Source organism: Pseudoalteromonas sp. MM17-2, from assembly GCF_022347945.1.
Lineage (GTDB): Bacteria > Pseudomonadota > Gammaproteobacteria > Enterobacterales > Alteromonadaceae > Pseudoalteromonas > Pseudoalteromonas ruthenica.
On sequence record NZ_JAKRFV010000003.1, the window covers coordinates 172,414 to 189,891 of the forward strand.

A 17,478-nucleotide genomic window follows, 5' to 3' on the forward strand; every position below is an offset into this window, starting at 1 on the left:
GTATGACTAAGGTGCTGAGCGGCTTTCTTTTCGCCAATGGAAAATTCTATGCACATACATATTCTCGGCATTTGCGGCACCTTTATGGGCGGTATCGCCGCTATTGCCAAGGCTTTAGGGCATCAGGTAACCGGCTCTGATGAAAATGTTTACCCGCCCATGAGCACCCAACTGGAGCAGCTGGGGATTGAACTCGTACAGGGCTATGATCCGAGCCAACTTAACCCAGCTCCCGATGTGGTTATCATTGGCAATGCCATGAGTCGCGGCAATCCTTGTGTCGAGTATGTATTAGATAAAGGCTTGCGCTATACCTCCGGCCCTGAGTGGTTAAAGGAGCACCTACTGCGCGACAGTTGGGTGCTTGCTGTGGCCGGCACTCATGGTAAAACCACCACGGCGAGTATGTTAGCGTGGATACTGGAGTACGCAGGGCTCAAGCCGGGCTTTCTTATTGGCGGAGTGGTGCAAAACTTTGGCGTGTCGGCACGCCTCGGTGAGACACCTTTTTTTGTTATTGAGGCGGATGAGTACGATACCGCATTTTTTGATAAGCGCAGCAAGTTTGTCCACTATCTGCCACGTACCTTAGTACTAAATAACTTAGAGTTTGATCACGCCGATATATTTCCAGACTTAGCGGCAATACAAACCCAGTTTCATCACCTGATGCGCACTTTACCAGGCAGCGGCAAGGTGATTTATCCGCAACAGGATAACGCCTTGGCAGAAGTGATCGACCGAGGCTGTTGGAGCGAATATGAAGTACTGGCCCCACAGCAGTGGCATTATCGTCTGCGTAGCGCCGATGGCAGTGCCTTCGACGTACTTTATCAGGGTGAAGTGCAAGGCTGCGTAAACTGGCAGGCAATTGGCGAGCACAACGTGAATAACGCTTTGATGGCTATCGCTGCCGCGCGTCACGCTGGAGTGGCGGTGGCGACCAGTATTACTGCACTAGAGCAGTTTCAATCGCCAAAACGGCGGATGGAATTAAAGGGCCAAGTAGCGGGGGTCACCGTTTATGACGATTTTGCCCATCACCCTACCGCAATAGCCACTACCTTGGCCGGGCTTCGTGCTAAGGTAGGCGATGAGCGTATTATTGCAGTGCTGGAGCCGCGCTCGAACACCATGAAAATGGGCGTGCATAAAGACACCCTGATGGCGTCATTGCAGGCAGCTGATAACTGCTTTTTATACCAGCCTCCCGGTCTGGGGTGGTCATTGACAGAGCAAGCTGACAAAGCGGGTGCGCACTGCGAACACGATATTGATGCGCTCGTAGAGAACATCATTGCCGAAGCCGCGCCAAACAGCCATATATTGGTTATGAGTAATGGCGGCTTTGGCGGCATTCACCAACGTTTACTGGATGCCTTAGCGAATAAGGAAAAGGTATGAGCCAATTCAAAGAACCAATCACCTTAGCCTTTAGTGGCGCTTCAGGCGCACCCTATGGTTTGCGTTTGCTCGAAGTGTTACTTCAGCAAGGGCACCAGGTGTTTGTGTTAATTTCCAGTGCGGCGCGGGTGGTGCTCGACACCGAATCGAACATCAAACTCTCTGCGAATGAGCAAAAAGCCACGGCACAGTTGAGCGAGCGCTTTGGCGCCGAATCCGAACAACTGCAGGTGTTTGGCAAAGACAACTGGTTTAGTCCTGTGGCTTCGGGCTCGGCGGCACCGAAAAAAATGGTGGTGTGCCCATGCAGCGCTGGCGCAGTATCCGCCATTGCTGTTGGGGCCTCGGACAATCTCCTTGAGCGTGCAGCGGACGTGGTCATCAAAGAACGCGGACAGTTAATTTTAGTGCCCCGGGAAACGCCTTTTAATGAAATTCATCTTGAGAATATGCTCAAGCTATCGCGCTTAGGGGTCACTATTATGCCGGCGGCGCCGGGCTTTTATCATCAACCGCAGAGTATTGCTGAGTTGGTGGACTTTATGGTGGCGCGGATCCTCGACCACCTCGGAATCGAACAACAATTGACCTCACGTTGGGGTTATGGAGAGCAAAAGTAAATGACAGTGGCATTGAATATTGAAGGACTCACCAAAACCTATAAAAATGGCGTACAAGCAGTGAAAGGGATCGACCTGCAAGTACAGCAAGGCGACTTTTTTGCTTTGTTAGGCCCCAATGGTGCCGGTAAGTCGACCACCATCGGGGTGATTTCATCGTTAGTGAACAAAACCTCAGGTAAAGTCGAAGTATTTGGCCACAACATTGATACTGACCTAGAGGCGGCGAAGTCAGAGTTGGGCTTAGTACCACAAGAGTTTAACTTCAGTCAGTTTGAAACTCTACAACAAATCCTGGTGAACCAGGCGGGCTATTATGGTGTGCCGCGCGGCGAAGCCCATAAACGTGCAGATAAGTACCTAAAGCAATTAGGTTTACTGGATAAAAAAGACAAACAAGCACGTAGCCTCTCTGGCGGGATGAAACGCCGATTAATGATTGCACGGGCGTTAATGCACGAGCCCAAGCTGCTTATCTTGGATGAGCCAACGGCCGGGGTTGATATCGAATTACGACGCTCAATGTGGGATTTTTTGCGCGAAATTAACCGCCAAGGGGTGACTATTATCCTAACCACTCATTACCTTGAAGAGGCAGAGTTGCTGTGTAAAAACATCGCTATTATCGACCAAGGCATTATTGTTGAGCACACCACGATTAAAGCGTTGCTAGCTAAGTTGGACAAAGAAACCTTTATTCTCGATTTGCAACAACCGGCTAAGCCGGTGAGCTTGCCTGGCTACGAATTCACCCTGAGCGATGAGCACACCGTTGAGGTGGAAGTAGCGAAATCACAAGGTTTGAATGAGGTCTTTAATGCCTTAACGGCGCAAGGCAACACGGTATTGAGTATGCGCAATAAGGCTAACCGCCTGGAAGAATTGTTTGTGGGTTTGTTGAATCAAGAGCGAGGACAGTCTTAATGTTGAAGTATGGCGTAGCGCTAAAAAGTATTTGGATTAAAGAGTGTATTCGCTTTTTGCGTATCTGGGTGCAAACCCTTGTGCCTCCCGCGATTACCATGACCCTGTACTTCGTTATCTTTGGCAGTTTAATTGGCTCGCGTATTGGCGAAATGGGCGGCTTTACCTACATGGAGTTTATTGTTCCCGGACTTATTATGATGTCGGTGATCACCAACTCCTACTCGAATGTGGCCTCTAGTTTTTACTCTACCAAGTTTCAAAAAAGTATTGAAGAACTGCTGGTGGCCCCTGTACCGAATTACATTATTGTGTTGGGGTACATGGGTGGGGGTATGGCTCGTGGCATGCTCGTGGGCTTAATGGTGACCTTAGTGTCGCTGTTTTTTGTCGATATCCAAATTCATAATATATTTGTGATTATCGCTACGGTTATTCTGACCTCAGCAGTATTCGCTCTAGGTGGATTGATCAACGCGGTTTATGCCAATAGTTTCGATGACATCAGTATCATCCCGACCTTTGTGCTCACACCATTGACCTACCTTGGCGGGGTGTTTTATTCCATTACTCTGCTACCTGAGTTTTGGCAGGGAGTGTCGCAAATCAACCCGATCATTTACATGGTTAATGCCTTTAGATTTGGCTTTTTAGGGGTATCGGATGTCAATATTTGGGTGTCATTTGCGGTGCTGCTACTGTTTATCACCGCCTTATTTACCTTGGCACTGACTTTAATTCGCAAAGGTGTGGGGTTACGTCACTGATGGTTGATGCAAGTTCTCGCGCGATTGTTTCGAACCAACCGAGCCTCCATGACAAGCTCGATGATATCGTCACTAAGCACCTTAATGCTGAGTTTAAAAAACCGATCGCCGCGCACACTCAGCGCGCTTTTGACGAAGTAAACGATAAAGTACAACAAGCCAATGGGCCTATCATCTTAGACTCCTGTTGTGGTGTGGGTGAAAGTACTGCCAATTTAGCTAAAGTGCACTCTGATGCCTTGATTATTGGTGTTGATAAGTCAGCGCATCGTTTGCACAAACACGACGTGCAGTACCGCCAAGATGAAGGAGGAGAGTACCTGCTAGTGCAAGCAGACTTGAATGACTTTTGGCGCTTGGCAAAGCAAGCTCAGTGGCAACCGAGTCATCACTACTTGCTCTATCCGAACCCTTGGCCCAAGGCTAAGCATATCCAACGTCGCTGGCACGGCGCTGCTATTTTTCCGACTATTGTTGCTTTAGGCGGGCGCCTAGAGCTGCGCAGCAATTGGCATATTTATGTTCGTGAGTTCGCCAGGGCATTGCAATTGGCAGGGCACCCAACGGCTGTTGAGCCTTATCATAGTGACACCGCGATCACGCCGTTTGAGCGCAAGTATTGGGCCAGTGGCCAAAGCAGTTATCGCTTGGTTGTCGACTTATAAATACTAGCCGAGTGTTACTCGGCTTTTTTCTTCTCGCCAACTTTTGGCTCTTCACCTTTGAATAAACGCACCATATTTGCACGGTGGCGAAAAATAATGACGACGGTTAAAAACGTGACAGGCAGAGTGTATAAGGGTTTAATTAACCAAGTGTATAGTGGCGCTAACGACACGGTTACCAATGCAGCCAACGACGAATAGCGAGTCAGCGCAACGACACTGGCCCAAGTAAGAATAAGCAATCCCCCGAGCGATAAACCTATCGGCAGTAAGGCACCAAAGGCGGTGGCCACGGCTTTGCCGCCCTTAAAGCCAAAAAAGAGTGGGTAGATGTGCCCTAAACATGCGGCCACGGCAACCAAGCCTAAATAGATAGGATCTATGCCCATAAAGTAGGCTCCCCATACGGGTATGGTGCCTTTTAAAATATCAAAGCACAGCACCATCACCGCAGGCAGTCTGCCGCCTAAACGATAAACATTCGTGGCACCGGGATTTTTTGAGCCCGCTTTTCTTGGGTCTGGCAACGCAAACAGATGACAAATCAGTACTGCCGATGAGACCGAGCCTAGAAGGTAGGCAAAAATGCACATTAACGCCGCTAACACTGTCATCCTTATTTTTTAATTGTACGTTTTGGGCTATTATCGCCGCTCATTGTTTATTTGAGCAGTTTGTCTGGCTCAGGGTACTGAGTTTAACGCCGCGTAGGTATCCGACCAGCTGGCATTGGAGCCGAAGAGATGGATAAAGTCTATATATCGCAACTAAAGGTCGACACCATAATAGGAGTGTACGACTTTGAGAAAGAATGTAAACAGAGCCTGTATTTTGACATCGAAATGGATTGTGATATTGCCGCTGCGGCAGCTAGCGATGACCTATCTCAGACAATAGATTATGCAGAAGTGAGCCGCCGTGTGACCGAGCACTGTATTGCGAAACCGGTCGAGCTGTTGGAAACCCTTTTAGAGCAGTTAGCGGCACTCATCCTAGCAGAGTTTGCCACCAATAAGGTGAGCATCAAGGTCAGCAAGCCTGCAGCCGTACCACAAGCACAAACGGTGGGGGTGATGATCACCCGTAGTAAGCACTAGTTATGGCGCGTATCTACATTAGCTTGGGCTCTAATATCAACAAGCACGAAAACTTAAGCAAAGGTTTATCTGCACTGCGCTATTATTTCGGCGCCTTAGAGCACTCGAGTGTGTTTGAAAGTGAAGCGGTCGGCTTTAATGGCAGTAACTTTTATAACTCGGTTGCCGGCGTCGATACCGATATGACGCTGCATCAAGTGTGCGCTTTATTAAAGCAAATTGAACGAGATCATGGTCGTACTCCGGCAGATAAAAAGTTTAGTCCACGCACGTTGGACCTCGACTTACTCTTTTACGACGATGTGATTTGCGATACGCCAGCGCAACTACCGCGAGATGAAATTACTAAAAATGCTTTTGTGCTTTGGCCTTTATTTGAAATAGCCCCGGATTTTTACCACCCCATTGCGCAAGCGACCATCGCTGAGCTTTGGCAGGGTTATGATAAATCTCAACAAAAACTATGGAAGGTAGCTTTCGAATGACCATTCTTGCGATCATCGTTTTAGCCATTATACAGGGCCTCACTGAATTCTTACCTATTTCCAGCTCGGCACACCTTATTTTGCCATCACAGCTTTTAGGCTGGCAGGATCAAGGTTTAGCTTTTGATGTTGCCGTGCATGTCGGCTCGTTGCTGGCGGTGATGATTTATTTTCGTAAAGAGATTGGCGATATTGTTGTTGCTTGGTTTAAATCGTTTGGCTCTCAGGGCGCAAGCGATGACAGTCGTCTTGGCTGGTACATTTTGCTGGCCACCATTCCTGCTGGGTTAGCGGCGCAAGTATTTGAAGACTTGATAGAACAGCACTTACGTGCTGCTATTGTTATTGCTATTACCACCATTTTCTTCGGTCTGGTTTTGTGGTGGGCAGATTTTAAGGCCAAAGAAACTAAGAATATTTATCAGCTGAACTGGAAATCGGCTCTGTTGATTGGTGTGGCGCAAGCTGTTGCGCTGATCCCGGGCACCTCGCGCTCAGGTATTACCATGACCGCCGGCCTATTTTTGGGCTTAAATAAGCAAAGCGCGGCACGCTTTTCGTTTTTACTCTCAGTGCCGGTTATTGGCGGTATGGGACTGATAAAAACGGTGCAGTTGGCGACAGGCGACACCGCTGTTGATTGGCAGGCACTGACCCTAGGTGCGGGGCTTTCATTTGTCGCCGCCTATGCCTGTATCTTCCTATTTTTAAAATACATTGAGCGCATGGGAATGCTGCCATTTGTTATTTATCGCTTAATCTTAGGGGTTGGGCTACTGGCCTTTTTGCTTTATAGCTAGTGCTACTAGCCCTTTTTATTTAGCCCTCAAGAGCTTCGCGGATAGCCGCTAATCGCCCCTGCTGCAAAGCCGTTTTGATTGCAGCGCCACTGATCCCTTGTTGGATATAGGTTTGGGCACTGACTTGTTGCGCATGGTGCGCGGCTTGGCGTATTTGATGCTGAGTATCAAACTGGCCTAAGGTGTAGGCATCGTAACTTATCAGTAATTGATTGAGGTGCTCTGGGCGGCGCCATAAATCAATGGCATTAAATAGCTCCAGCAGTATCTCAGCATCGTAATGGGCCAGTGTCTGATGATGTTGGGCCAACAATTGAGCGCTGCGAATAAATTGATTAGGGACGCGAAAATGTTGGAAAAAAGCTGCGCATTCATCGTGACTGAGCGCACACATGAGTAGTGCGAAATGGGCAGTAGCCGCTAAGTTTTGCTGGCGTGCGTAGTCAATACGCGGGGTTAGCCAAGCATGCTGTTCAGGCCAGTGAGTGGCGAGTGCAGGGCATAACTCAGTTAGAGCTTGTGCTTGATACAACGCATCAACGAAGCAGTCGATATAGCCGTCTTCCAGAGCTTTATGCCATTCTAACCAAACGCGCTCTGGTGTTAAGCTTGCAAGTTCGCCACTGGCGGCTATCTCTCGCATTAGCGTTAGTGTTTCATCAGCAATCGTGAAGCCCAATTCATGGTAACGAGCGCGAAAGCGTGCGACTCGAAGCACCCGCAGCGGGTCTTCACTAAAGGCAGGGCTGACATGACGTAATATGCGTTGCTCAAGGTCCTTCTGGCCATGATAAGGGTCAATCAGTTGACCTTCAGCATCTTCAGCAATGGCATTGACCGTTAAATCGCGTCGCGCTAAGTCCTGCTCCAGTGTGATGTCTGGCGTAAAGTCGCAAATAAACCCGGTGTACCCTTGTCCCTGCTTACGCTCTGTGCGTGCCAGAGCATGCTCATCCTTGGTTTTGGGGTGCAAAAAAACGGGAAAGTCCTTACCTACTTGAGTAAAGCCCAGCGTCTTCATTTGCTCTACCGTTGCACCGACCACAACATAATCGTACTCTTTGACTTTGCGGCCTAATAATTTATCTCGTACTGCGCCGCCGACAAGGTAGGTTTGCATGCCCATTCCGTTATTGTGCTGTTATTAATGGTGATGATTGTATCAGAGTTTTCTCGCTGGCGTTTTTTTGTCATTATAGGCGCGATAATAAAAACGACTGTGCGCAGCGATTGCTCGGCGCAGTTAACCTGGGCGACAAACTCAAAGGATCTTGTTTGTGTATCAAGACTATTTTGGCTTAAGCGAAAAGCCGTTCTCTATTGCGCCGAATCCAGAATACTTGTATTTGAGTGAACGTCACAAAGAGGCGCTTGCCCATTTAACGCACGGGCTTGGGGAGTCAGGCGGGTTTGTATTGCTGACTGGTGAAGTGGGCACAGGGAAAACCACCGTCACTCGTTGTATGTTAGAGCAAGTGCCGGATTCTACACAGGTTGCCTTTATTCTTAATCCAACCTTATCTGAGCTGGAGTTACTGGCGAGTATTTGTGATGAGTTGGCTATTTCGTATGACTCAGAAAAAGCCACCCTGAAGGTGCTGACGGACTTAATTAAAGCGCGCTTACTGGATAATCACCAGCAAGGGCGTCATACCATGTTGATCATTGATGAAGCGCAGCATCTTGCTCCACAAGTGTTAGAGCAATTGCGATTACTGACTAACCTGGAAACAAACCACAAAAAATTGCTGCAAATTATCCTTGTGGGTCAACCCGAGCTGCAAACTCTATTGCGTCGCAATGAATTGCGCCAACTTGCGCAGCGCATTACCGCGCGCTATCACTTATTGCCGTTAGCTTTGACTCAGGTGGATGCTTATATAAAACACCGTTTAAAGGTAGCAGGGGGCCGACAAACCTTGTTCGACAAAGGTGCAGTAAAGTACGTGCATCAACTTACAGGGGGGATCCCTAGGCTGATTAACTTGTTGTGTGAACGAGCTTTATTAGGAGCGTATTCGGCGCAGGTGAATCACATTAATAAGCGTATTATTGTGCAAGCTGCGCGTGAAGCCTTGCCTGAAACAGAGCAACCTCTGCCTCGCCAACAAGGTCGGTATTGGCGATTTATTTTCACCCTCGGTGGCATTATGATGCTATTTGCCTTGGGCATTGGCTTATCTTACATCATTTAAGGCAACTATTTATGTCACTGTTATTAGATGCACTCAAACAATCACAAAATCCCGGTGCACAGCTTCCCGGCGAAGATCTTGAGCAGCAACAGGCGCTGCGTTTTTATCGACGTTTAACTTGGTCTTTATTGTTAGTTGTTATTGTATTGATTACCTTGGCCATCGGGTATTTTGTCGGTAAGCAATGGCAGTTACATACGCAGCCTCAGGAGCACCCAAGCAAGCAAGCGAAAGCGGCGACTGCATCGCCTGCACAACGCTCAGACGCGACTGAGCAAGCGCCTACTACAGCCACGGATAGCGAGGCAAATGTGGCAACGTCCCCGGGACAAGTCAATATGCAAGCATTGCAAATGCCAGGGCAAGTGAACCCTTATCAGCAAATGGTTCCTGTGTATGTTATGCCGCAAATGACCCAACCTTATTCAGCACCTGGGGCTTACATGCAATGGGTGCCAACACAGGCTAATACCGCTATGCAAATACAGCCTCACTATCAGGCTAACATGAATACGCAAGCAGCAAACCAAGGGCAATATAGGGTGGTTGGACAGCCCATGGCACAGACCCATGCTTACCCACAGTCTAAGCAAATGAGTAACGGCTACAACAATGGCTTGAGCAATCAAAATGACAGCGGTGCTGAGCGCACCTATGAGCAACAAAATGATGCTCAATTAGCTGGGGTATCTGATGATTTAAAACGCGCATTTGCCGATGCCGTGGCAGCCACTGAAAATATGGAAACCGATGACTCAGTCACCACCGCAAGTCGCGCCAGCTCAATGGCAGATCCGATAGAGCTATTGCCTGAGACCATACAGAGCCGTATTCCTAAACTTGTTTATCAAGCTCATATTTATGCCACAGAGCAAAGCAAACGGTGGATAAAAATCAATGGTTACGAACTGTATGAAGGCGATTCTGTGGGTCGTCTACGGGTCGTAGAAATCACTCCAGAGCAGAGCATTTTGAGCATTGATAACTATGAGTTTAGCCTCGAAGCGATGCAAGATTGGCCGTAGCGCTAAGCGATTAAGGGGAAGTGTTTAACACTTCCCCTTGTGGGTTTTAGCGCTGCCAAAAACGTAACTGACGTAGCTGCTCGACAAATTGTGTGATATCAGTCGAGTCGAAGTCTATCCAACCCTCGTCTTTGCTCTGTCCAAGGCCAGCAGCAGAGATTAAAGGCGAGACATGCTCGGTATAACCGATAAACTTCATGTGCGCGTGAGCATCACTAATAAAGTCCTTGGCCTCAGCAATGTCAGCTAACTTTTCAGCACCTTCTTTGGTTGTTAACACGGCTATAGCGTCATACAGCACAGAAGGCCCGCCGTTGATAACTTGATCAGCCTGGTGATGATGGCCGCAGCTTGATTTTGCGCCCCCGACCTGCGCAGCTATCACTTCATAGCGTGCGCCCTCGTTATCTAATGCAGTGGTCAGCGCTTTAAAAAGTGTTAAGTCGAAACCATCACTGATTAGAATCCCCAGTTTTCGGCCAGCAAAAGTGTGCGCAGTATTTTTCAAAAGACTCAATGCATCTGATGTAGGTAAATCATCTCGAGTGGGCATAGCTGCTTGTGCGGGCTCCGGCATAGTTTGCAGACGTAGACCATCGGCGACCTCATTGGCTAAGGTGGTATCAATATTAAGTAAGTGCGAGACCACGCGTTCACGAATGGCAAGGTGCTCTACTTTAGATAGCTCGAATACCAGAGCATAGTGAATATGAGCTTGCTCTATCGGCGTTTGACTGAGGTAAAACTGCCTTGCTTGACTATAGTGATCGGCAAAGGTCTCTGAACGATAACGAAGTTTATCGCCGTCTGTATGCTCTGAGGCACTTTTATATCCTGTTGTTGGACACTCTCGAGGATTATGCTCATGCTCTTGCCAAGAGTTCGGCTCATAGTTTATGCGGCCTTTGGGGTTGTGCATAGCCATATGACCATCTTGGTGAAAGTGAGCCATTGGGCATTTTGGGGCGTTCACTGGGATATGAGTAAAATTAGGCCCCCCTAAGCGCTTAGTTTGCGTATCTAGATACGAAAAATTGCGCCCCTGTAACAATGGGTCCGGAGTAAAATCTAATCCCGGGACAATATTTTGTGTACAAAAAGCAACTTGTTCTGTTTCTGCAAAGAAGTTATCAACGGCGCGGTTGAGTACCATGCGGCCAACTATTTGCACCGGCACTTGCTCCTCGGGAATAAGCTTGGTGGCATCGAGCACATCAAACTCAAACTGATCAGCAAACTCTTGGCTGAAAACCTGAACCCCTAGCTCCCACTCGGGGTAGTCGCCTTTGGCAATCGCTTCCCACATATCACGACGATGATAGTCGGGATCTGCGCCGTTCAGCTTCAGTGCTTCGTTCCAAACCACTGATTGCATCCCCTGTTTTGGTTTCCAATGAAATTTAACGTAGTTTTCCTCTCCCTCGGCATTGATAAACTTAAAGGTATGCACGCCAAAACCTTCCATAAAGCGCAGTGAACGGGGGATAGCGCGGTCCGACATGGCCCACATAACCATGTGCATGGACTCCGGCGTAAGACTGATAAAATCCCAAAAGTTGTCATGAGCCGTTTGTGCCTGCGGAAACCCTCTGTCCGGCTCTGCCTTAGCGCTATGAATGAGGTCTGGGAATTTCATTGCGTCTTGAATGAAAAATACCGGAATGTTATTTCCTACTAAATCCCAATTACCCTCTTGGGTATAGAATTTAACTGCAAAGCCACGAACATCACGCGCTAAATCAGGTGAGCCTTTATTACCAGCAACAGTTGAAAAGCGAGCAAAAACTGGGGTCTTCTCACCTTTACGTTGAAATAAGTCAGCACAAGTTAATTGCGAGAGTGACTCATACGTCTCGAAGTAACCGTGCGCACCGTAACCACGAGCATGCACCACTCGTTCAGGGATACGCTCATGATCAAAATGAAATAGTTTCTCACGTAGCACATGATCTTCTAGCAGTCCTGGGCCACGCTTAGCGGCGGTCAGTGAGTTTTGATTATCACTTACCGGGCAGCCTTGAGCTGTGGTCATCGTTGGGTGCTTGTCTGATGCTTTTTGGTGAAGCTCGCCACCACTGCCTTTATTGCCTTGGTATTTAAATGATTCAGCCATTTGCCATCCTTATTGCTCATTTCAAAAGTAGAGTGAATAATGAGTTGGTAGCAAAATAGGGACCATCACAAAGTCAGCAGGGATTGCTTGGCTTTCAGCGTTGTTTTCGTTCTTAGAAGGGAATAAAATGGGAACAAGTTGCACAGGGCGCTGTAACTTTTTCAATAATACCGCTCAGCACCCTGTATAGTTCTTTTTAAGGCATCAGCGAGTGCTTGAAAAAACGCATCAGGTCGATGTTGAAAAGCTCAGGTTTAACAGCTGCTTCGAGCTCTTCGTTGGCCCGAGCACGGGTTAAATCTATATCCTCAACCTGAGTGTAATGGGCATGTTTAGCGTTGTAGAAGGTTTTGACCTGAGGTTTGAGAGGATCATTAGGGTTGCTGCGCGACACCACTCCCACCTTATGATTGGTGAGCTTCACCAAGGTGCCTACGGGGTGCACGCCAATGCATTGGATAAAGCGGTTTAATAACTCACCATCAAAGTGGTTGGGGACACCATCTTTGAGAATTTTAAATGCCTGAATTGGGGTCATTCCTTCTTTATAAACGCGCTCGGCGGTTAGCGCATCGTAAACGTCGACTATTGATGCCATACGCACATACTGGCTGATCTCCTCAGCTTTTTTGCCGAAAGGGTATCCAGTGCCGTCAATGCGTTCATGGTGAAACCCGGCAATATCGACGGCAATACCGGTTAGGCCTGACTGTTCTAAGATTTCTTTACTGAAGCGTGCGTGGTCTTTTATAACCGCGAACTCTTGCTCAGTTAAGCGCCCCGGTTTATGTAAAATCTCATCGGGGATTTTTATTTTGCCAATGTCGTGCAGTAAAGCACCAGTGGCTAACTCATGAATGGTGTCAGTATCGAGGCGCAAGTGTTTGGCGAAAATAGTCATCAAGATGGAGACATTAATAGAGTGCTCCATCAAGTAGGCATCTTTTTCCCGTAAACGAGTGAGACAAGCCAGAGCATCTTGATTGCGAAACACCGAATCCATAAAGCCTTTGGCTACGTCTTTAAAGGGTCCCACATCAATCTTGCGGCCTGCTTTAATATCTTTAAAAGCTTTGCTTTGTAACTGTTTAGCTTCGCTGTATAGGCGTTGTGCTTTATTAAGTTCGCTTTCAACGCTCACACTGCTCGCCCAAGGATCGCTGCTCTGCGGCTTTGCAGACTCCGTTGAAGTGGGTTTTGGTTGTGCTTCTTTGCTTGGTTTCTTGCGTTGTAGCGTCTTGTCAGGATCGATAATGACTTCCTGCACGCCCACTTTTTTTAACTTATCAATCGCGGTTTGCGTCTTTACCCAGCCCTGATTTTTTATTTTCACAGAGCCTGATTGCTTGCTGACCTGAACAACAAACATACCGGGCTTAAGCTGATTGATGGAGATGGTATCGTGCATTGATTTACCGCTTTATGAACTCTTCCTTAAAACATAGCAAAGTTTCCCCTTGCTAGGTAGCAACAATTACTGCTGCAGGCAATAAAAAAGGCGCCGACGGCGCCTTTTTAATCAATAGCTTAGTTATAACTATTCGTCGTCTTCCACGAGCGTCATCAGTGACGTGTTGCCCCCTGATGCGGTGGTATCAATACTGATCGTTTTTTCGGTCAGTAGACGATTAATCAGTGTGTCGTAGTACTCGGCACTGATCACTGGCAGGATAGCGCCTTTACGGCCCGCGAGTTGCTGTGCGAAGTAACCTAAACGCGATGAGCGTGCGGCCACTACGGCACCGGCTAGGTGACGGTGAGCCAAAATCGCCTGTAGCTGATTGGGTTTTGCTACCTGCAACACGCCTTCGGCAACGCCAGTGGCAACGAACTTATCTCTGAATGCTTGCGCTTCTTCATAGAAGAGTTCTGAGGCCACAGTGATCACTGTGTTACCGGCCGCTAATGCGGTGATGATAGAGATAGCCCAGAAATTAAAGGACGTGCTCTTATCGGCATAACACACGACACAGCCACGAGGTTCGAGATGCAGGGTGTTTGATTCCCCTGTTGGTCCTGGTAGCTCTTTGTGGCGTTTCATCCGCTTTTCGATACGGTTGATTTGTGCTCTGGCATCGCTCAAGGTCATTGCCAAGTCATCGGCTAGCTCATCGAGGATCTCTACCGTTGCCAACTTCGCCAGTAACTGACGCAATGCGGAAACACGATCATTCAACGCGGTGGCGCGCCAAATCTTCTCATCGCGCATTGAATTACTCATCAGCTCCTCAACCTTTTCGCTGGCGCCGGAGTAATGGTGAAGATCACGCTCATCAGGTGGCAAATCAGTCATTTGCACGTTATCAGGCGAGGCCTTCTCTTTGACCAAGCGCAATAAGTAGTTAGGGCCACCGGCTTTCGGTCCGGTGCCAGACAGGCCTCGGCCACCGAATGGTTGCACACCAACGATAGCGCCAATCATATTGCGGTTAACGTATACGTTACCGGCACGAGATTGACGAGCGACATACTGGCAGCGCTCCTCAATACGAGAGTGCACACCCATGGTCAGGCCATAGCCGGTACCATTGATTTGATCGATCACATCGTCCAACTCACTGGCTTTGTAGCGAACAATATGCACGATAGGACCAAACACTTCGCGCTTGAGCACCGATAAATCTTTGATTTCATACAGTCGCGGAGCAAAGAAGTACGCACCATTCTCGCTGTTATTAGGAATCGCACACTCATAATGCAGGGTCGCATTGCCTTTGAGGTACTCAACATGATCGTTGAGGGTTTTCAGTGCTTTTTCATCAATCACCGGCCCGATGTCGGTAGACAGGTAGGCAGGGTCGCCCACATGCAACTCGGCCAGTGCGCCTTTGAGCATCTCAATCATGCCATCGGCAACATCTTCTTGAATAAATAACACGCGCAATGCTGAACAGCGTTGACCCGCGCTTTGAAAGCCAGACTTGATGACATCATCAACAACCTGTTCCGGCAGCGCCGTCGAATCGACAATCATACAGTTTTGACCGCCCGTTTCGGCAATCAAGGGCACTTGAATGTCGTTACGAGCCGCTAAAGTGCGGGAAATCAGCGTGCCTGTTTCAGTGGAACCTGTGAACATCACGGCTTGGATGCGCTCATCGGGAACAATATGCTCACCCACTTCGCTACCGCGAGCAATCACTGGCTGCACCACATGTTGTGGCAAGCCGACGGAATGCATCAGTTCAATGGCGCGCAGAGCGATAAGACTGGTTTGCTCCGCTGGCTTAGCAATCACGGTATTACCAGTAACGATAGCCGCTGCAACTTGGCCAAGGAAAATAGCCAGTGGGAAGTTCCATGGGCTGATACAGAGGATCACGCCACGTGCCTCGAAACGCTCGTCCTCGGCGAGTTCTTCGGCGCGTGCGGCATAGTAGCGGCAGAAGTCTACGGCTTCACGGACTTCATCGATGCCATCTTGGGTCACTTTCCCGGCTTCTTTTATACACAAGGCAACCAGCTCATCATGGTGGCGCTCAAGGATATCGCCGACACGACGCAATAAGTCTGCGCGCTCTTTTACTGGCGTTGCTGACCAAGAGATAAACTCTTTTTCGGCATTTTCCAATAAGGTCTTCATCTCTTCGCCACTTTGCAAATGCAATTGGCCAATGATTTCCTTGTGATTAGCAGGGTTACGTACTGCTAAATTACCCTCAGCAACCTGATCGTCGCTAATACGATGTTCTTCAAACCAGGTATCAAGGTTTTCTTTTAGCGGCGTGATGGCATTGATATCAGTCAGGTCTAAGCCTTTTGAGTTGGCGCGTTCACTACCATAAAGCTCAATAGGTAATTTGATCTGCTTGTTGTATTTATTACGCAGACCCTGCAGGGTCTCTACCGGATCTGGCAGCAGTGCTTCTACCGGCTGCTTAGTATCAACAATGGCATTTACAAATGACGAGTTGGCGCCGTTTTCAAGCAGGCGACGTACCAAGTAAGCAAGCAAGTCTTCATGCTGGCCCACTGGCGCATACACACGACATTGAATCTTTTCTTTGAGTACAATTTGGTCGTAAAGAGATTCACCCATACCGTGTAAGCGCTGGAATTCAAAGCCGTGATGGTCACCTTTAGCGACCTCTAAAATGGTCGCTGCAGTGTAAGCATTGTGAGTGGCAAACTGTGGGAATAGCGCATCACGTGCTTCCATTAGTTTGATAGCACAGGCTTTGTACGACACATCGGTGGTGGCTTTACGGGTGAAAACCGGGAAATGGTCTAAACCGTCTTGCTGTGTGGTTTTAATCTCGGTGTCCCAGTATGCGCCTTTAACCAAACGCACCATCAGTTTACGACCTACGCGACGAGCAAGTTCTGTAAGCCACTCACAAACAAAAATAGCGCGTTTTTGATAGGCTTGTACCGCCAGACCAAAACCTTGCCAGTCACCTAAATCAGGATCGCTGTATACCGCTTCAATCACATCAAGAGAAATATCTAGGCGATCGGCTTCTTCGGCGTCGACGGTGAGGCCGATATCGTATTTTTTCGCCAACAGTGCAAGCTCTTTTAGCTTGGGCACAATCTCTGACATGACGCGTTCACGGTGGGTGAACTCGTAGCGTGGATGAATTGCTGATAATTTAACAGAAATGCCGGGGCTTTTTACTGGGCCGCGACCATTGGCCGCTTTACCAATGGCATTAATTGCATTGACGTAGCTGTCGTAGTAGCGATCAGCATCCGCCATAGTGCGGGCGCCTTCGCCTAGCATGTCGTATGAGTAAACATAGCCTTTGCGCTCGGTCTCTTCGGCGCGCTCAATGGCTTCATCAATGGTTTGCCCCATAACGAACTGCTTGCCCATGATCTTCATGGCATAGTTCACTGCTTTACGGATCACCGGTTCGCCAAGGCGGCCCATGGTGCGTTTTAGCAGGCCAAACTGTTCTTCTTTGTTTTTGTCGGTGTAGTTCACCATTTTTCCGGTGACCAACAAGCCCCACGATGAGGCATTAACAAATAGCGACTCACTGCTACCTAAGTGCGAACTCCAGTCGCCATTAGCGAGTTTATCGCGAATTAAATTATCCTGTGTTTCTTTGTCTGGCACTCGCAATAGCGCTTCGGCCAAACACATTAACACCACCCCTTCCTCAGTCGACAGGGAGAACTCATTTAACAGGGCATCAATACCGTTTTGACCGTCTTGGTCTTTGCGGATATTCAATACCATTTGTCGTGCGCGCTCCCAAGCGCGACTGCGTGCCGTAACGCCTACTTCAGCCAGTGGTAAAATATGATCAATCACTTCATTTTCATCAATGCGATAGAAGTCACGGATCTTCTGGCGGATAGGGCATTCAGTAATCAAATTGCCTTCAAATAACATAAGCAACCCTCAAAATCATGGAGTCTAAAAATAGCAACTGTA

At 48.3% G+C, this 17,478-nt stretch carries 15 protein-coding genes; 10 read left to right on the forward strand and 5 right to left on the reverse strand.

Annotated elements, in window-relative coordinates:
• Window positions 1-48: 48 nt before the first annotated feature.
• Genes mpl through MHM93_RS04105 form a run of 5 tightly spaced genes read left to right on the forward strand, consistent with a single transcriptional unit; the run spans window position 49 to window position 4,380 of the window.
• The gene (gene mpl, locus MHM93_RS04085; protein ID WP_239448146.1) at window positions 49-1,404 is read left to right on the forward strand and encodes a UDP-N-acetylmuramate:L-alanyl-gamma-D-glutamyl-meso-diaminopimelate ligase; all 1,356 of its coding nucleotides are present in this window, start codon (window positions 49-51) and stop codon (window positions 1,402-1,404) included.
• Window positions 1,401-2,024: a flavin prenyltransferase UbiX gene (locus MHM93_RS04090; protein WP_045979261.1), complete on the forward strand. Its 624-nt coding sequence runs from the start codon at window positions 1,401-1,403 to the stop codon at window positions 2,022-2,024. The genes mpl and MHM93_RS04090 overlap by 4 nt, the downstream gene beginning before the upstream one ends.
• Window positions 2,025-2,948: an ABC transporter ATP-binding protein gene (locus tag MHM93_RS04095; protein WP_022943356.1), complete on the forward strand. Its 924-nt coding sequence runs from the start codon at window positions 2,025-2,027 to the stop codon at window positions 2,946-2,948.
• Window positions 2,948-3,715: an ABC transporter permease gene (locus MHM93_RS04100; protein WP_022943357.1), complete on the forward strand. Its 768-nt coding sequence runs from the start codon at window positions 2,948-2,950 to the stop codon at window positions 3,713-3,715. Before MHM93_RS04095 ends, MHM93_RS04100 begins: the two co-directional genes overlap by 1 nt.
• Entirely contained in the window at window positions 3,715-4,380 is a 666-nt protein-coding gene (locus MHM93_RS04105; RefSeq protein WP_239448147.1) for an SAM-dependent methyltransferase, read from the forward strand. Before MHM93_RS04100 ends, MHM93_RS04105 begins: the two co-directional genes overlap by 1 nt.
• Before the next feature lie 14 nt (window positions 4,381-4,394).
• Here MHM93_RS04105 and plsY read toward each other — a convergent pair whose 3' ends face one another.
• Complete coding sequence (gene plsY / locus MHM93_RS04110; protein ID WP_022943359.1) at window positions 4,395-4,988, reverse strand: glycerol-3-phosphate 1-O-acyltransferase PlsY; 594 nt, start codon at window positions 4,986-4,988, stop codon at window positions 4,395-4,397.
• Window positions 4,989-5,123: 135 nt separating this feature from the next.
• On the opposite strand from plsY, the gene folB reads away from it, so the two are divergent.
• Genes folB through MHM93_RS04125 form a run of 3 tightly spaced genes read left to right on the forward strand, consistent with a single transcriptional unit; the run spans window position 5,124 to window position 6,762 of the window.
• Window positions 5,124-5,477 carry a dihydroneopterin aldolase gene (gene folB, locus MHM93_RS04115; protein ID WP_022943360.1) on the forward strand — a complete coding sequence of 118 codons (354 nt, stop codon included), beginning with the start codon at window positions 5,124-5,126 and terminating at the stop codon, window positions 5,475-5,477.
• Between the two features lie 2 nt (window positions 5,478-5,479).
• Window positions 5,480-5,962, forward strand: a complete 483-nt coding sequence (gene folK / locus MHM93_RS04120) for a 2-amino-4-hydroxy-6-hydroxymethyldihydropteridine diphosphokinase (RefSeq protein ID WP_045979263.1) — start codon at window positions 5,480-5,482, stop codon at window positions 5,960-5,962.
• The gene (locus MHM93_RS04125) at window positions 5,959-6,762 is read left to right on the forward strand and encodes an undecaprenyl-diphosphate phosphatase (protein WP_045979264.1); all 804 of its coding nucleotides are present in this window, start codon (window positions 5,959-5,961) and stop codon (window positions 6,760-6,762) included. The genes folK and MHM93_RS04125 overlap by 4 nt, the downstream gene beginning before the upstream one ends.
• Window positions 6,763-6,781: 19 nt before the next feature.
• Here the strand turns inward: MHM93_RS04125 and MHM93_RS04130 are convergent, their stop codons facing one another.
• Entirely contained in the window at window positions 6,782-7,882 is a 1,101-nt protein-coding gene (locus MHM93_RS04130; protein ID WP_239448148.1) for a tRNA nucleotidyltransferase, read from the reverse strand.
• A 157-nt stretch (window positions 7,883-8,039) separates the two neighbouring features.
• Between MHM93_RS04130 and MHM93_RS04135 the strand changes: the two genes are divergently transcribed.
• Both MHM93_RS04135 and MHM93_RS04140 read left to right on the forward strand, forming a co-directional pair.
• Window positions 8,040-8,957 carry an AAA family ATPase gene (locus MHM93_RS04135; protein ID WP_053909773.1) on the forward strand — a complete coding sequence of 306 codons (918 nt, stop codon included), beginning with the start codon at window positions 8,040-8,042 and terminating at the stop codon, window positions 8,955-8,957.
• A gap of 11 nt (window positions 8,958-8,968) precedes the next feature.
• Window positions 8,969-9,982 (forward strand): general secretion pathway protein GspB, encoded by a 1,014-nt coding sequence (locus MHM93_RS04140; protein ID WP_239448149.1) that lies wholly within the window; start codon window positions 8,969-8,971, stop codon window positions 9,980-9,982.
• A 46-nt stretch (window positions 9,983-10,028) separates the two neighbouring features.
• On the opposite strand, the gene MHM93_RS04145 is transcribed toward MHM93_RS04140, so the two are convergent.
• The 3 genes from MHM93_RS04145 to putA form a co-directional block, all read right to left on the reverse strand.
• A complete protein-coding gene (locus MHM93_RS04145) occupies window positions 10,029-12,095 on the reverse strand; it encodes a catalase (RefSeq protein WP_239448150.1) in 2,067 nt (688 codons plus the stop codon).
• A gap of 196 nt (window positions 12,096-12,291) precedes the next feature.
• On the reverse strand, window positions 12,292-13,503 hold the full coding sequence (locus tag MHM93_RS04150) for an HD-GYP domain-containing protein (protein ID WP_138547069.1): 1,212 nt from the start codon (window positions 13,501-13,503) through the stop codon (window positions 12,292-12,294).
• Between the two features lie 129 nt (window positions 13,504-13,632).
• Window positions 13,633-17,436, reverse strand: a complete 3,804-nt coding sequence (gene putA, locus MHM93_RS04155; RefSeq protein ID WP_239385505.1) for a bifunctional proline dehydrogenase/L-glutamate gamma-semialdehyde dehydrogenase PutA — start codon at window positions 17,434-17,436, stop codon at window positions 13,633-13,635.
• Window positions 17,437-17,478: the final 42 nt, after the last annotated feature.

Excerpts from the sequence above, each read along its gene's own strand:
- MHM93_RS04140 (WP_239448149.1), top strand. The coding sequence starts at position 8,969 with ATGTCACTGTTATTAGATGCACTCAAACAATCACAAAATCCCGGTGCA.
- MHM93_RS04130 (WP_239448148.1), bottom strand. The coding sequence starts at position 7,882 with ATGCAAACCTACCTTGTCGGCGGCGCAGTACGAGATAAATTATTAGGC.
- folB (WP_022943360.1), top strand. The coding sequence starts at position 5,124 with ATGGATAAAGTCTATATATCGCAACTAAAGGTCGACACCATAATAGGA.
- MHM93_RS04105 (WP_239448147.1), top strand. The coding sequence starts at position 3,715 with ATGGTTGATGCAAGTTCTCGCGCGATTGTTTCGAACCAACCGAGCCTC.
- MHM93_RS04145 (WP_239448150.1), bottom strand. The coding sequence starts at position 12,095 with ATGGCTGAATCATTTAAATACCAAGGCAATAAAGGCAGTGGTGGCGAG.
- MHM93_RS04150 (WP_138547069.1), bottom strand. The coding sequence starts at position 13,503 with ATGCACGATACCATCTCCATCAATCAGCTTAAGCCCGGTATGTTTGTT.
- MHM93_RS04125 (WP_045979264.1), top strand. The coding sequence starts at position 5,959 with ATGACCATTCTTGCGATCATCGTTTTAGCCATTATACAGGGCCTCACT.
- MHM93_RS04100 (WP_022943357.1), top strand. The coding sequence starts at position 2,948 with ATGTTGAAGTATGGCGTAGCGCTAAAAAGTATTTGGATTAAAGAGTGT.
- putA (WP_239385505.1), bottom strand. The coding sequence starts at position 17,436 with ATGTTATTTGAAGGCAATTTGATTACTGAATGCCCTATCCGCCAGAAG.
- mpl (WP_239448146.1), top strand. The coding sequence starts at position 49 with ATGCACATACATATTCTCGGCATTTGCGGCACCTTTATGGGCGGTATC.
- MHM93_RS04090 (WP_045979261.1), top strand. The coding sequence starts at position 1,401 with ATGAGCCAATTCAAAGAACCAATCACCTTAGCCTTTAGTGGCGCTTCA.
- folK (WP_045979263.1), top strand. The coding sequence starts at position 5,480 with ATGGCGCGTATCTACATTAGCTTGGGCTCTAATATCAACAAGCACGAA.
- MHM93_RS04095 (WP_022943356.1), top strand. The coding sequence starts at position 2,025 with ATGACAGTGGCATTGAATATTGAAGGACTCACCAAAACCTATAAAAAT.